The organism is Pseudomonadales bacterium (assembly GCA_024234435.1).
Taxonomy (GTDB): Bacteria; Pseudomonadota; Gammaproteobacteria; order Pseudomonadales; family Porticoccaceae; genus JACKOF01.
On the sequence record JACKOF010000001.1, the window covers coordinates 1,929,183 to 1,943,270 of the forward strand.

The 14,088-nt window shown below is 48.8% G+C and carries 12 protein-coding genes; 3 read left to right on the forward strand and 9 right to left on the reverse strand.

The annotated features are described in order from the left end of the window. Window positions 1–60: 60 nt before the first annotated feature. Together H7A02_08870 and H7A02_08875 are read right to left on the reverse strand one after the other, a co-directional pair. Window positions 61–1,215, reverse strand: coding sequence for an acyl-CoA dehydrogenase family protein (locus tag H7A02_08870; protein ID MCP5172363.1), 1,155 nt, complete (start codon window positions 1,213–1,215; stop codon window positions 61–63). Window positions 1,216–1,225: 10 nt separating this feature from the next. After that, window positions 1,226–2,410, reverse strand: a complete 1,185-nt coding sequence (locus H7A02_08875) for a thiolase family protein (protein ID MCP5172364.1) — start codon at window positions 2,408–2,410, stop codon at window positions 1,226–1,228. A gap of 200 nt (window positions 2,411–2,610) precedes the next feature. Between H7A02_08875 and H7A02_08880 the strand changes: the two genes are divergently transcribed. The 3 genes from H7A02_08880 (at window position 2,611) to H7A02_08890 (ending at window position 8,258) form a co-directional block, all read left to right on the forward strand. Then, complete coding sequence (locus H7A02_08880) at window positions 2,611–3,633, forward strand: AraC family transcriptional regulator (GenBank protein MCP5172365.1); 1,023 nt, start codon at window positions 2,611–2,613, stop codon at window positions 3,631–3,633. A 245-nt stretch (window positions 3,634–3,878) separates the two neighbouring features. Next, window positions 3,879–6,545, forward strand: coding sequence for an AAA family ATPase (locus H7A02_08885; protein MCP5172366.1), 2,667 nt, complete (start codon window positions 3,879–3,881; stop codon window positions 6,543–6,545). A 171-nt stretch (window positions 6,546–6,716) separates the two neighbouring features. Then, on the forward strand, window positions 6,717–8,258 hold the full coding sequence (locus tag H7A02_08890) for a long-chain fatty acid--CoA ligase (GenBank protein ID MCP5172367.1): 1,542 nt from the start codon (window positions 6,717–6,719) through the stop codon (window positions 8,256–8,258). A gap of 79 nt (window positions 8,259–8,337) precedes the next feature. On the opposite strand, the gene H7A02_08895 is transcribed toward H7A02_08890, so the two are convergent. The 7 genes from H7A02_08895 to H7A02_08925 form a co-directional block, all read right to left on the reverse strand. Further along, complete coding sequence (locus tag H7A02_08895; GenBank protein ID MCP5172368.1) at window positions 8,338–8,562, reverse strand: BrnA antitoxin family protein; 225 nt, start codon at window positions 8,560–8,562, stop codon at window positions 8,338–8,340. Then, the gene (locus H7A02_08900) at window positions 8,559–8,846 is read right to left on the reverse strand and encodes a BrnT family toxin (GenBank protein MCP5172369.1); all 288 of its coding nucleotides are present in this window, start codon (window positions 8,844–8,846) and stop codon (window positions 8,559–8,561) included. Before H7A02_08900 ends, H7A02_08895 begins: the two co-directional genes overlap by 4 nt. 70 nt (window positions 8,847–8,916) lie before the next feature. After that, complete coding sequence (locus tag H7A02_08905; protein ID MCP5172370.1) at window positions 8,917–9,639, reverse strand: hypothetical protein; 723 nt, start codon at window positions 9,637–9,639, stop codon at window positions 8,917–8,919. A gap of 329 nt (window positions 9,640–9,968) precedes the next feature. Beyond that, window positions 9,969–10,988: a nitronate monooxygenase gene (locus H7A02_08910; GenBank protein MCP5172371.1), complete on the reverse strand. Its 1,020-nt coding sequence runs from the start codon at window positions 10,986–10,988 to the stop codon at window positions 9,969–9,971. A gap of 157 nt (window positions 10,989–11,145) precedes the next feature. After that, on the reverse strand, window positions 11,146–11,781 hold the full coding sequence (locus H7A02_08915) for a Crp/Fnr family transcriptional regulator (protein ID MCP5172372.1): 636 nt from the start codon (window positions 11,779–11,781) through the stop codon (window positions 11,146–11,148). A gap of 17 nt (window positions 11,782–11,798) precedes the next feature. Then, window positions 11,799–12,848, reverse strand: a complete 1,050-nt coding sequence (locus H7A02_08920) for a phosphotransferase (protein MCP5172373.1) — start codon at window positions 12,846–12,848, stop codon at window positions 11,799–11,801. After that, the gene (locus H7A02_08925; protein ID MCP5172374.1) at window positions 12,845–13,960 is read right to left on the reverse strand and encodes a hypothetical protein; all 1,116 of its coding nucleotides are present in this window, start codon (window positions 13,958–13,960) and stop codon (window positions 12,845–12,847) included. The genes H7A02_08920 and H7A02_08925 overlap by 4 nt, the downstream gene beginning before the upstream one ends. Window positions 13,961–14,088 lie beyond the last annotated feature (128 nt).

Genomic DNA, 14,088 nt, shown 5'->3' on the forward strand with positions numbered 1-14,088 from the left:
GTGCTCTGGTTATGCGTATACATCCAGTGCTGTTTTTATCATTTGTAGCTATTCGCGCTTCTATAACTCCCGCAATAATTCCCGAGCAATGATCACCCTCTGTATTTCGCTGGTGCCTTCGTAGATTGAGGTGACTCGAGCATCTCTGGCAAACCTTTCCAGTGGGTATTCACGCGTGTAACCAACACCTCCCATCAGTTGAATGGCGGTATAACAAACCTTATTGACTGTTTCGCTGGCATGCAGCTTCGCCATTGATGCTGCTTTGGAAAACGCCTGCCCTCCCTGCTTCAGATACGCAGCATTCATTGTCAACAACCGGGCCGCCTCCAACTCGGTATACGCATCAGCCATCATCCATTGGGGCCCCTGCATGCTGGCAATTTTTTGACCGAACTGTTCCCGTTCTGTGATGTACTGCCGGGCATAATCCATTGCTGCCTGACCAACACCCAAAGCCAGCGAAGCAATACCAATGCGTCCTCCGGCGAGCTCACTCACGGCAATACGAAAGCCATCGTTTAAGCTTCCCATTAAAGCCGACGCCGGAATTCGGCAGTCTTCGAAAATAACCATATTGGTTGCAGAACCATGCTGCCCCATTTTATCTTCAGCTTTGCCTAGCGAGATGCCGGGTGTGTCCGCTTCTACCAAAAAGCAGGAAATACCTTTCCCTTTCGGCGCATCGGCGTCGGTAACCGCCCACACCACAAAGACGCCCGCGTATTCTGCACTGGTGATCCACATTTTGGTGCCATTTAGCACCCAACTATCACCGTCTTTTACTGCCCGGGTTTTCATACCCGAAGGGTCAGAACCGGCACCGGCTTCCGAAAGGCAGAATCCACCAGCAGAATATTCGCCCGAACAAAGCCTGGGTAGATAGCGACGTTTCTGCGCCTCGTTGCCCACGGCCTGTATCACCTCACCCACCATATTGGTCACCGACATGGTCACCGCGGTAGATGCACAAGCCCGCGCCACCTCAGTGATCGCCAGACTAAATGCAATGCTTCCTGCTTCGCTGCCGCCATATTCAGCTTCGACATTGAGCCCCATAAACCCCAATTCAGCCAGCTGCTTTAGGCGAGCAAGAAACCCGCTGCGATCGCCGTCTCGGTCGACTTTAGCAGCCGTCGGCACGAGCTCTGCATCGGCAAACTGCCTGGCAGTACTCTGAATCATCTGCTGCTCGTCCGTCAGAGACAAATCCATCCGAATACTCCTAATCAATCAATTCAATGGCAACGGCGGTAGCTTCGCCACCACCAAGGCATAAGGTAGCAATACCGCGTTTTTTACCCAAACGCCGCAATGCGTACAACAGTGTCACGAGAATGCGCGCACCAGATGCTCCCAGCGGATGTCCCAGCGCGCAGGCACCCCCATTTACATTAACCTTCTCAGGGTCCAGCCCAAGTGCATCGATTGCCAACAAGGTTACTACCGCAAAAGCTTCATTAATTTCAAAAAGGTCAACGTCATCAATTTTCCAGCCCGTTTTGTCGAGTAATTTCTTGATGGCGCCAATCGGTGCCAAAGTAAACTCGGAAGGGTTCTGCGCATGAGTCGCGTGCCCCACAATACGGGCCAAAGGTGTTAAGCCTCTTGTGGCGGCTGCCGATACATCCATCAATACCAGCGCGGCAGCACCATCCGACATCGAGCTAGCGTTGGCAGCTGTAACACTGCCATCCCGCTTAAATGCTGGTCGAAGGTGCGGTATTTTTTCGGGTCGAGCGTTACCGGGCTGCTCATCAACCGCTACGGTTCGCTCTCCCTGACGGGTTTTCAGCACAACCGGCGCAATTTCTCCCGCTAGCCACCCTGACGTAATTGCTTGATTAGCCCTGGCCAGAGATTGCACCGCAAAGGCGTCCATGGCTTCACGGGTAATTTGATTGTCATCTGCCGCTTTCTGAGCAAAGCTGCCCATCAAACCGCCGCTGCCCGCGTCTTCCAGACCGTCCAGAAACAGGCTGTCTTTCAGCTCCGCGTGCCCCATTCTCAAGCCCTGCCGTGCCTTTTCAATCAAATAAGGTGTGCGGCTCATGCTTTCCATACCGCCAGCGACGATAGCCTCACCGTTACCCACCAGCAGTTGGTCGTGGGCAATCATTACCGCCTTCATGCTGGAGCCGCATACTTTATTAATCGTGGTACAAGGCACGGAATCTGGCAATCCGGCACCCAACGATGCCTGCCGGGCAGGAGCCTGCTTTTGTCCCGCAGTCACTACCGATCCAAAATAAAGCTCGTCAACCGCATCTGCGGAAACTCCAGCGCGTTCGACCGCCGCCCTGATAGCAACAGAACCCAGCTCGGCAGCACTTAATTCTCCAAGTTCACCCTGCATACCCCCCATCGGGGTACGAGCAGCACCGACAATAACAATTTGCTTTTCTTTCATGGAATGTTTTCTTATTAACCTTTTTCGGTAAAAACAAACGGTGGTGCAGCAGCCCCAGCCCGAACCTGAAATCCTCTCTAATCGCATCGATTATCACGCAGGACTGTCCGCCAATAACAGGGCAAAAAGAAACTAAACTACTCACCAATTTTATCGTGATGTTAGACTAACGGCCCAGCAATCGCAGGTCCGCAAATGCTATGAGTACAACCAATGCACACTACGCTTTTTCTGCTCTGGCTGGTGCTGCACGCCAGGGAATTGATATCCAAGCGCTGTTAAGTGAAGCAGGTATTGATGCAAAACTGCGGACCAACCCCAACGCCCGCGTGACAGACAAACAACTCACGCGCCTGGTCCAACTAATCTGGAGCCGTCTCGAAGACGAATTTATGGGGTTCACCGCCTCACCCTGTAAACAGGGCTGTTTTGCCATGATGTGTCAGGTGGTAAGCCATTGTGAAAATCTTGAGGGGTTGTTCCATCAAGGTATTCGTTTTTACGAACTGGTCACTGACGACATAAAGATGAAACTGATCACTGGCGACACAGAGTCCGTCTTTGAAGTTGAGATGAGTAACCCCGAGCTTGATCCAGACCATTTTTATCTCGAATTCTGGCTGGTTATCTGGCATCGGCTTGCGAGCTGGATTACCGGCAAGAAACTACCGCTGGTTCAGGCAAATTTCACTTACCCAAAACCCCCTCACTTTGACGAATTCAAGTATCTGTACCCCTGCCCATGCCAGTTCAACCAGCAACGTACTCAACTCATTTTCAGCAATATTTATCTGGCTCAACCTCTCGTTAGAACATCGAGAGAGCTTTCGCATTTTTTGCGCTCGTCACCATCGGGCATTATGACTATTCCCGGCGATGACAATAGCCTCAACCGAAAAATCAAAATGCTGATTCTGAATAAATCCGGTGACTCTTTTGCAGCACCTGATTTTGATGAGGTTGCAACGCTGCTAAACATGAGCCCGCAAACTCTCAGACGTAAACTCAAACAGGAAGGCACCAGTTTTCAGCGCATAAAAGACATGATTCGTAGAGACCTGGCAATAGAAAAACTATATGTGCAGGGCCTGACTGTCACTCAGGTGGCGGGCTTACTGGGTTTTGCAGAGCCACGCTCTTTTACCCGGGCATTCAAGCAATGGACGGGGGTTTCTCCCAGCCAGTATCAGAAAACGGGAAAGCCACAACACACCCATCTTTGAAAATAAAGCGCTGACAATGCGCTTGATCACGAAAGGGCATCGCCAGTAAACAGTTAAACACCAGAGCAATGCTTGAACAATTTCACCGGCCATCATTGATAATTGCTCCGCATTAAGCCACCAACCACCCAACCCCAACCTTTAGGTTGGTTTATCGGCAATATTTAACCGATACTATCAGCTCAACTATGCAGGTGTAGATAACAAAAAGTAAACAATCGCCCGATAGACATGAGTCAATCTCAATGCCAACAACGCCCGATCAAAAGCTGAGCCTTGAAAAAAGACCCGCCGTGGAGCCCCGACTGCCCTTAATTGGGCAGTCACTCCAGTCGTTGCAGAAGTGTCGCCTCACGTTGTTTATTGCACCGTCCGGTTACGGCAAGAGCACTCTGCTGGAACGGATGGCAGAGCAACTGGCCTTACAAAACAGCAATGTTATTTCCATCAACGCGCAGCAATCCAGCCAGTATGATGATTACCTGGCGAATGCTTTACTGAGCAAATTGACTAACGACAACAGCCATCTTCGCGAAGAGGCCTCTCTACCCCAACTACCCGGCATTATTCACTCTCTGGATAGCCCCGTTTATATTCTTATTGACAACTATTCGCAAAAACACACTGAATCCGTCAAGCATCTGGTGGAGACTCTTCTCAGCATAAAAACTGATTTTTTGCACATCGCCATGTGTTGTTCAGCCGAACCCGGCTTTGCTTACAGCAAATTGATGCTGTCGGGAGACGCTGTTGTTTTTAACACGGGAGACCTGAGCTTGCGTCAGGCAGATATCCGCCTATTTCTGGAATCCCATGTAAAAAGCATGCCCATTGACCCGCAGACCATTGACACCATCTATCAGCGTACCGAAGGCTGGCCAGTTGCTGTTCAGTTGGCTGCCGTGCTGTTAAACCAATACGGCGACACACATTTTCTGGAGCAATTCTCTGGTCAGGATCAGTTCCTTACCAGCTTCTTTAATGAGCACGTTCTGCCACAAACCCCCGAACCACTGATGCAATTCGCTGCACAAGCAGCCTTGTTTGACGATTTTTCCATAGATCAAATTAACGAGGCGCTCGACACCTCAACTGCCAGAGAGAATATTTTCGAGCTCAACCAGCGTAAGCTATTCATAACTTCGCTCGATCGAAATCAAACCCGTTTTCGATTTCACCCCATGTTTCGGGATTTTCTGGCTACAACAAAATGGCAACCCAACAAGAAACAATCCCGCGCCATCTATCAGGCCGCAGCGCTGTGGGCTGAAGAGCAAAACTTGACCATTAACGCTATAGAATACGCACTGTCAGCAAGCGATTTTACATTGGCAAAAAGGCTGATTGTTCAGTCTGCTCAAATCATTGTCAGAGATCAGGGACTACCACCAAAACTCATTCAGTGGTGTCAACGCATTCCTGCGGACAACAGCCCAACGGCCATTTACATGAATTTCTGGCTGGCATGGTCATTAACCTTCTCCCACCAGTTAGAACTCGCCGAACGCAATATACTCAAACTGGAACAACAACTGGCCCGAACACGCTCACTTGGGAAAGAGGAGAGATTTCTGCTGGAAGGCCAGATCTGGGGGCTGAAAATCACACTGCGTGTTTATCAGGATCAAGGCGAGTGGTGTTTCAAGCAATCAGAACTTTGGTTAAAAAAATACCAGGATATTGCAGACCCCTACGATGTGGCCCTGGCGTTCTCTGTACGTTTTGTCAGCGCATTCTTACTGTTAAACCAGCATGAAGCGCACGCCAGTATCGTTAGCGCCAAAGAAAAACTCGCAGGCCTAAACAGCCCCTATGGCACCATGTGGTTGCAAACTCTGGACGGTATTTCCGAAATGGAGTTTGGCAATTATCAAGTTGCCCATAAAATCCTTACACGCGCTCACGACCAATATCTGACATTCGAAGAACAGGTGTCTCCCATTGTTTCTACCATTGCGCTGCTACTCGCCAAAACCAGTTATGAAATGGGCGACATGACAAGTGCTGAGAACCACCTTCGGGAAGGCAAGGCGCACATCCACGATCACGGCCTGACAGAAACAGCCATAGCGGGAATTTTTGTTGAAACAAAGCTGGCTCAACAAAACAGTTTCAGCGATGCTTTGTCGGCATTGAAAAATGCCGAGTTCACCGCCGGGCATCACTCACCACGGCTAACCTTCCTGATCAGAAAGTTAAAAGCCGAACTGCTGATTCAAAACGGGCAGGTTGAGCTCGCCGAAAGAGAAGCCCGGTTGGCCGGTGTTCGCATTAATGATGAAGACGGCATTGAAATGAAAAACGTCACTTCACCATTGATCGAAACGGAGAAAGTCCGCCTTGGCATTACGCTTTTATACGCCAAGAACCGTCATAAATCTGCACTCAAAGAAATCAAAAAACTTCTTGAAAAACCACAGACCTCTCAGCGGCCCTTATTTCATACCGAGTGCCTGATCATCCATAGCGCGCTTTTGGCAACAAATCAGGAGAAAAAGCTATCGGGCCGCCAACTGAGCAAAGCGCTTAAAAAAGCCGTGGAAAACGGTTTCTATCAGACATTTATTGACCTTAAACTATTCACTATTCCCGCTATTAAAGAGCTAAGAAAACAGCGCCAGGATTCAAATATTTTGCCAGAAGATGATTTAATGGAACGAATCAGCCTGGCTCTTGGGCTGGCAACAAAAAAGACCGGACCGGATAACAGTGAAGACTTATCGCTTTCAGCCAGAGAAACCGAGCTACTGGAGCTGCTAAAAAGCCCTCTGTCTATACAAGGCATAGCCGATTATGTGTTCCTGTCCAAGGCCACAGTAAAATGGCACTTAAACAACATTTACAAAAAACTTGGTGTTAATAACCGGACAGGCGCTCTGAGCGTAGCGAAAAGCAAAGGGCTTATTTATTAATCAGAAGCACTATTGCCACTCAAACCAAGTGGAAACGCAGCGGCTCAAACCGCAAAGCGAAAAAACATAAAGAGAAAGAACATAAAGAAAAAGAACTTAAAGAGAAATAACTTAAAGCGAAAGTGCCGTTAGGCAATTACGGATACAACCAGATAATAACAAGGGATCAATATGCAATTTACCCAGGGTTTACACAGAGCAATTCAACTTCATCCAGATGCTATCGCCACTATTTGCGAAGACCGAAAACTCACCTTCACGCAACTGGCAGACCGGGTATCTCGCATCGCTGGAGGGTTTGCAGCGCAAGGCATATCTGCGGGGCAAACTGTTGCCATGCTGGGGCTGAACTCAGATTACTACCTGCAATACTATCTGGCCTGTGCCTGGAGCGGAGTGATCGCCAACCCGGTTAACTTCCGCTGGAGCAGTGAAGAAATCATATACTCGCTCAATGATTCAGAGGCCGTTGGCATCATACTGGACGACCGCTTTGCACCCATGGCCGCAGAGATCAAAGCAGCCTGCCCGACGCTCCAGCATTTGTACTACGCTGGTGAGAACGCTGAACAATTTCCTGAACTGGCACCGCTGGAATCCCTGATTACTGAAAGCGAGCCTGTTGCAGACGGCAATTATGGAGACAACTCCCTATTCGGTGTTTTCTACACCGGCGGCACAACCGGCTTCCCCAAAGGGGTGATGTTGAGCCACGACAATCTCTGCACCGCACCTTTCGGGTTTCTGGCTGAGGGCGGCTTCCCGGATGGCTGCATTGGCCTGCACGTGGCCCCCATGTTCCATCTGGCCGACATGATGCAAACCATGAGCCTGCTGTTGAGAGGCTGCACCCATGTGATGCAAGCGGTTTTCACACCCGAGAATGTGCTGACAGACATTACCAAGCACAACGTAACAGACCTTTTGATAGTGCCCACCATGCTGCAAATGATGATCGACCACCCCGACTTTGGCGATTACGACACCAGCTCTTTGCAGCGCGTCTATTATGGCGGCTCACCCTTTGCCGAGGCCGCACTGGATCGCGCACTGGCGGCACTGCCCAATGCCAAATTCATGCAGGGTTACGGCATGACAGAATCCTCAGCCATTATTACCGTGCTGCCCTGGGATCAGCACTACCCCGAGAACCGTCATAAAGGTCACACCCGATCAGGAGGCCGCCCCGCCCTGCACACACAGTTGCGCATTGTGGATGAAAACGAAGCCCCGCTTGCCGCTGGCGAAGTGGGTGAAATTATCTTCCGCTCGCCCGGCGTCATGCAGGGTTACCTGAACAAACCTGAAGCCACCGAAGAAGCCCTGCGCAACGGCTGGATGCATACCGGTGATGTGGGCTACATCAATGACGAAGGCTATGTCTTTGTCATCGACCGCTCAAAAGACATGATTATCTCCGGCGGCGAAAATGTGTATTGCACCGAAGTGGAAAATGCCATCAGCAAACACCCCTCCGTGACAACCTCTGCCGTGTTTGGCATTCCCAGCGAAGAATGGGGCGAAGCCGTGCATGCCGCTGTTGTATTGAAACCCGGCAGCGCACTCACCATTGAAGAGCTAACCGCTCATTGCAAACAACAAATTGCGGGCTACAAATGCCCACGCAGCATGGACATTGTGGAAGCACTCCCCATGACCGGGGCGGGCAAGGTTAAAAAGAATGAGTTGCGTGATCCGTATTGGAAGCGGTGAGTGAAAACCGTCAAGAGGTATTGACGCCGCTTTCAATGAAACGGCGCAAAAAATCGATGCAATGTTTTTGATTCGATTGTTAAGGCTTGTCTTGCCAGGATATATCAATCTCTCGATGGTGAGCCACACAATCACGAAGATAGAGGTTGATTAGACTTTGATAGGGAACGTCCTTTTTTTCAGCCATGCGTTTGAAATACTCAACCACATCTTCACTAAGCCGCATAGTAACCGGCTTCTTAAGCTTTGATGCATAAGGGTTTTTGCGAGACTTCATTTTTGACAGGTCGTATTCTGATTTCATTGGGCACCACCAGAGTAAAATTTGGATTCCTTCTTAGTTGCTTTGCGCGCAGAAATGATTCGAATTGATTCTCCTGAGCCGCGCTCACAATGACATACCATCAAAATGCGTAGATCATTGCTCAGACCAAGCATGAGAAAGCGCTCTTCTTGAACGGATTCATCGTGATCATCGAACTGAATCGCAAACTCATCATAGAAAACGGATTTTGCCTCCTCGAAGGAAACACCGTGCTTTCTCAGGTTAGATCTGGCCTTTTCAGGATCCCATTCAAACTCAATCATATTTACAGTGTATGTACAAAAAAATTTGAGTCAAGGGCCTGAACCCTTAACAGAAAACCATAGTCACTTGTTATGTGCTTTGACATCTTTGACTACCTTCAATCCATTTATATGGCGGGCAGGGATCAGTGTTTATATAAGCTGAAAACTGACTAAATAACTGCGTTTCGCTCCCAAATTGCAGGCCTGCTTTTTCTGATATTTCTTGAGCGAGGCTATTTTTATCTGACATCCAGTTTATGTATCCAACATTACCTTGGCGCTCTATTATCAAATTTTCAGGAATATTCGAGAATTGAGTCACATCAATTACTACAACGTTCCCAGAAACCCTGCCGCCGAGTTTGTGAGATTTTGTGAGAGCGGTACCCATAACCGGAATGGAAGTCATTAGCCCCATCCCCAAATGCAAAGTATTGTTTTGAGCATTCTTCATTGCGTCCGGATAGCAACCGTTAATATCACTCATACTTCCGGTAGAAATAGCTGCTTTAACGGCAAATCCTTGAAGTAACATATGCCTTGAAAGAGAAGTGGCAATTGCTATGCAACGACTCGGATCCTGCTCTCCGAAAGCAGAGACAAGGATAAAACCATCGCCGAATTGGTGCGCAAAAATTCTGTCTCCATAGTTCTTATTAGGGTCGCCAGGATAAACCTTTTGCCCAATCTTGATAACAGCATCCATGAGTTTGTGTAAGCCCCAAATAGCTTTAGCCTGGGTTGCATCGCTATATTCATAAAGGTTAGAAAATCCCTCTATATCAATGCTTAGACCCCAACGCTTATCCATAGACCTGCCTGCCTTGTAGAATACATAGCATTCATATATCTCGCATAACCTAAAAATTATAAATGTACAAAGATTTTGCCAAACCTTGTATTCGGAGCATCTGATTTGAAATGAATATTTCTGGCATTTCCGATTCCATCCGAAACAAGGCGAGGTGCGTAACGCACATTCGTTGAGTATAAAACGAACAGAATCTTTGGCAACCGCTGGATAGGTTGTCTGCGGGGGCGATTTTGAGTGAAGAGTGGCAACGAGATAAGAGCCTGAGTGCCCGCCTCCAAATGAGAGCAGGCACCCGGCTTTAGACGTTTCAGTATTTCAAAGAAAGATTACCGGCCGCCCTGAAACAGCGCCCGTGTTTTGTCGACACTGGCCAGTGCTTCTTTGGCCATACGCTCAAGCAGCTCGGCGGTGGTGGGAATATCTTTGATCAGCCCAACACTCTGGCCGAGTGTTTCTACTCCGTAATTCACATCACCATTAACCCACGACTCACGCACTCGCTGCCCGGTCATTAGCGGCATCATTTGATCAAGCCCGCCATTGGCGGCCTCAACCACATTAATTTCTTTCACAATACCGTTGGACAGCGCGCGGCATTGCAGGCCGAGGTTTTTGGCAATCATTTCAGTTTCGTATTCCTGCCGTTTTACAAATTCTGCGCGATGATTGTCGTGAATTTCACAGCAGTCAGTAGTGGCCAAAAAGCGTGTTGCCATCATCACACCGGATGCCCCCAGCGTTAGCGCCGCAGCCATGGTGCGCCCGTCGGCAATACCACCAACGGTTACCACTGGTATGGATACTTCTTCTGCAATTCTTGGTGTCAGGACCATTGTGGTGACGTCATCATTTAGCGGGTGGCCACCCTCTTCAAAGCCCGCCGCATAGATACCATCGTAGCCGACCTTTTCGCAGTGCAGTGCGTGCCGCAAAGATCCCAGCTTCTGGAACAACTTGACGCCAGCATTTTTCAGCATATCTATTTCGTTGCGGCTGCAAGCGCGGTCAATTGGCTGACCACTCACTTCAACACCTGGCACTTTCTCTTCTGCGCACACCCGCAAATACATTTTGTAATGTTCCTGGTCGAGTGTTGCCGAAGGCAGTATTGTGACACCCACCATAAAGGAGCGCCCGTCGAGGCGGCGTTTGGTATCGACGATAGCGGCTCTAAACTCCTGCTCGGTTTTATAAATAGCCGCCGTTACCGTGCCCATACCTCCTGCATCGGCAACCACTTCACATAACTGCGGCACCCCCAGCCACATCATGGCCCCACAGATAATGGGGTATTGAATATTAAACATTTCGGTAATGGGGGTTTTTATCATAAGTTCTTCAGACATGGGCACACTCGCTTTCTTGCTGACGTTTTAAAAATGATGTCCACCAATGGCAAGCCGGAGCTGGCGGACGTACTTTGCAGGCAATCAGGTTATAAAAACGGAAGGGGCATGTCGTTGTACTAGTACAAGATGAAAGCAACTTTTACGGCAACTGTGCTTAACTGCCCTGCTGCAACCATTGATCTTTATAGCGCGACAACGCTGTGGGGGTGATGCCGAGGTAGGATGCGATGTGATACTGAGGGATACGTGCCATATCGGCACCAAAATTTTTCACAAACTGAAGAAACCTCGCTTTTGAAGACAATGAGAGTAACTCTGCCTCTCTGCGCTCATTCCGAATAAGCATCATCTGGCAGCTGTGATTGAATATTCGCGCCCAGCCATCACAGGTTTTCATCAAGTCGTCGAAATTTTCCAGATTCATTGCAATCAGTGTGCAGGCTTCAAGGGTTTCAATTCCGAAGCGACTTGGCTCTCTTAAAATCAATCCGCTCAAACTGCCTGCAATGTGGCCCTCGCTGTAAAACCCTTTGTTAATATCCTTACCTTCCGGCGTGATATAAAAAAGCCGTACCAACCCCTGTGTAATAAAGTAGTGTTTTTTGACTGGCGAACCCACAGCCTGTAAACAATACCGGGGAGGGACTGTTTCAACAGAGAGATAACGCAAAATGGTCTGCCAGTCGGCCGCAGACAGGCCCACCAGTCTATCCAATTGCTGGTACATCTGTGATTTATTTAAACGATCAGCTATCGTTTCTGTATCCGATTTCAATAAAGAGTCAGTCATAAAGTTTCGATAATAATCTACAGCAACTCCAAACTATCCAGATCCAAAACCTGCTGGCCCGGCCTTTCAGCCATTACTGCAAACATCTCATCGCCTCGTTCGGTACGTTCAACAAGCATACCCGCACACACCGCCTGAACAAATCCGGAAAATGACTGAATACGATACTCCTTCCATAAACGATCTTCATCAACTACTCCGCCCAGTGTTTTTAGCGTATCGACATATTGGTTAAACAAGCTTTTCTCTTCACGCTTTCTTATTGCCGAATCAGAAAAGCTGGTCCCGATAAGGTAGGCCACATCGCACATAGGGCTGCCTATACCGACGGTTTGCCAATCAAGAATAATGATTCGGCCATCAGCTCCGCCAACAAGCATATTGTCGAGCCTGACATCATTGTGAATCAGTGTATTTTGGGAAGATTCCATATAAACAAACTTCTCAAAACTGGCGCAAAAACGGTCGCCCATTTCAAAAAAATCCTGATCAAACCTGCCCCTATAACGCTCCTTGAACAGCGGCCAGGCCCAATCAAACTGGGCAACTTTTTCCTTTCTGTGCTTGAAGTCGTACTGCAAGCATTCATTGTTGAGAGCACTCGGGTTTAAGAAAAAAGGAGTGTGCAACAAAGCCATCTCACGCAGTGCCTTAGCCACGATGTTAGTCGTTGCCCCCGACAACTGGTCACCCTGTTTAGCCGGAGCACAATCTTCCAGAATCAGAGCAAACTCGTCACCGGCGGCATTAATACTGACAAAATAACATTTCGGGCAACGAACCCTGGATTGCTCCGCAAACACCTGATACCAGGCCACCTCCCGGCGGTAAAGCCATAATTCCTTTGCTATTTGCCGATTCTGGTCACCCGGGTGCGGACACTTTACCACCACACTCAATGGCTGCCCGTCATGCTTCCATTTCAACAGAACACGATAACTACCTGCTATATGCCCATCACCAATCGCTTGAGCAGACCAGTTTTCCAAACTGCCAGGCGGAGCCTTCAAACAGTGCTCAAACCATTGATTGGAAAACTCTTCAGGAGACCGGGGCGTAATATTCATTTACCGCCTTCTCCTGCCGGACCAAAAGATTCCAACATCCCCGTGGGTTGGTGAGCACCAATAAACATTTGCTCAACTAAACCGACGCCACGGTAACTTTTTCCTAACACCTCCAGTTCGGCAGTAGACAATGCCTGAATATGCCACCAGAGCGGATCACTCTCATCAACCCCGCCAACATCAACAACGTCATATTCAACGGCCAATGGGCCATGATCTCGCCCATGCCCCCAAGCAGGATGAAAATACCCGAGACCGGACATATAGAAGTGGCTGCCGGTTTTAAAACGCAACACCGCTTCGCCATTGTCACCACGTAAAGAGCACGTGAGCGTATCAATACGACGACTGTTCGGGCGCCAGGTATAATCATAAATAATATCTTCAAACTCCAAAGCAGGTTCACCAATGGGCTGAATAACCGCCCTTCTGTTCCAGGGCCGCCCGAAGTTGTCGTCGTTGGTGTGCGAAAATACTACATGGGAGTCAAAATTCGTGGGGGTCCACAACCAGAAAAACTGATTGCCAAAATCGTCGCCGCCCACCGGCGGCTGAGAATCAGCTTTCCCTACAGGCCTAACCCCCCAGCTTCGATCACGAGTACCAACGCAATCCTCTGCAGATAGCGCAATACGCTCCCCGGCAACATCAATGCTACCCTGCCAGGTCACGTTTTGAGTCATTCGGGTGTAATCCATAAACGCGCGAGTGCCTATACGCCTGGTGAATCTGGGTTCTTCAATAGGAAGATGCCGCGCACTAAACACTAAATCCGCTTTTATCCCGTGTTTCTCATCATTGATCACAACGCGCGAGCTCTTCAGAGGCGAAATAATTTCAATAGAAACAGGCCCAACTGTCAGCACGGAACGATCACCATTCATATGCCTTGATGCGCGCAAATTATGTTGTTTACCCTTCCAGAGTACGCAAAATGACGCATCCATAATATCCAGCTGCGGATAGAGGCCAAACGCTAATGAGAAAAACAGCGACCGGTCTTTGGTATAGCCGCCAAACCAGAAACGATCATAAAAATTGCGATCAGTACCCGCATAGGCCATAGGCTCTGCCGTTTGATGAAAAGGATATTCGTCTGCACCCGTTAACATAATTTTGCCTTTATATAATATTTGTTGGGGGCAACTATCTTTTATACACCAGCCCCGTTCACCAGACTAAAGGTTGGTTGTGGTTGCTATAATCCAGTAAGGCATCCCCGATTAATTACCATCCTTTA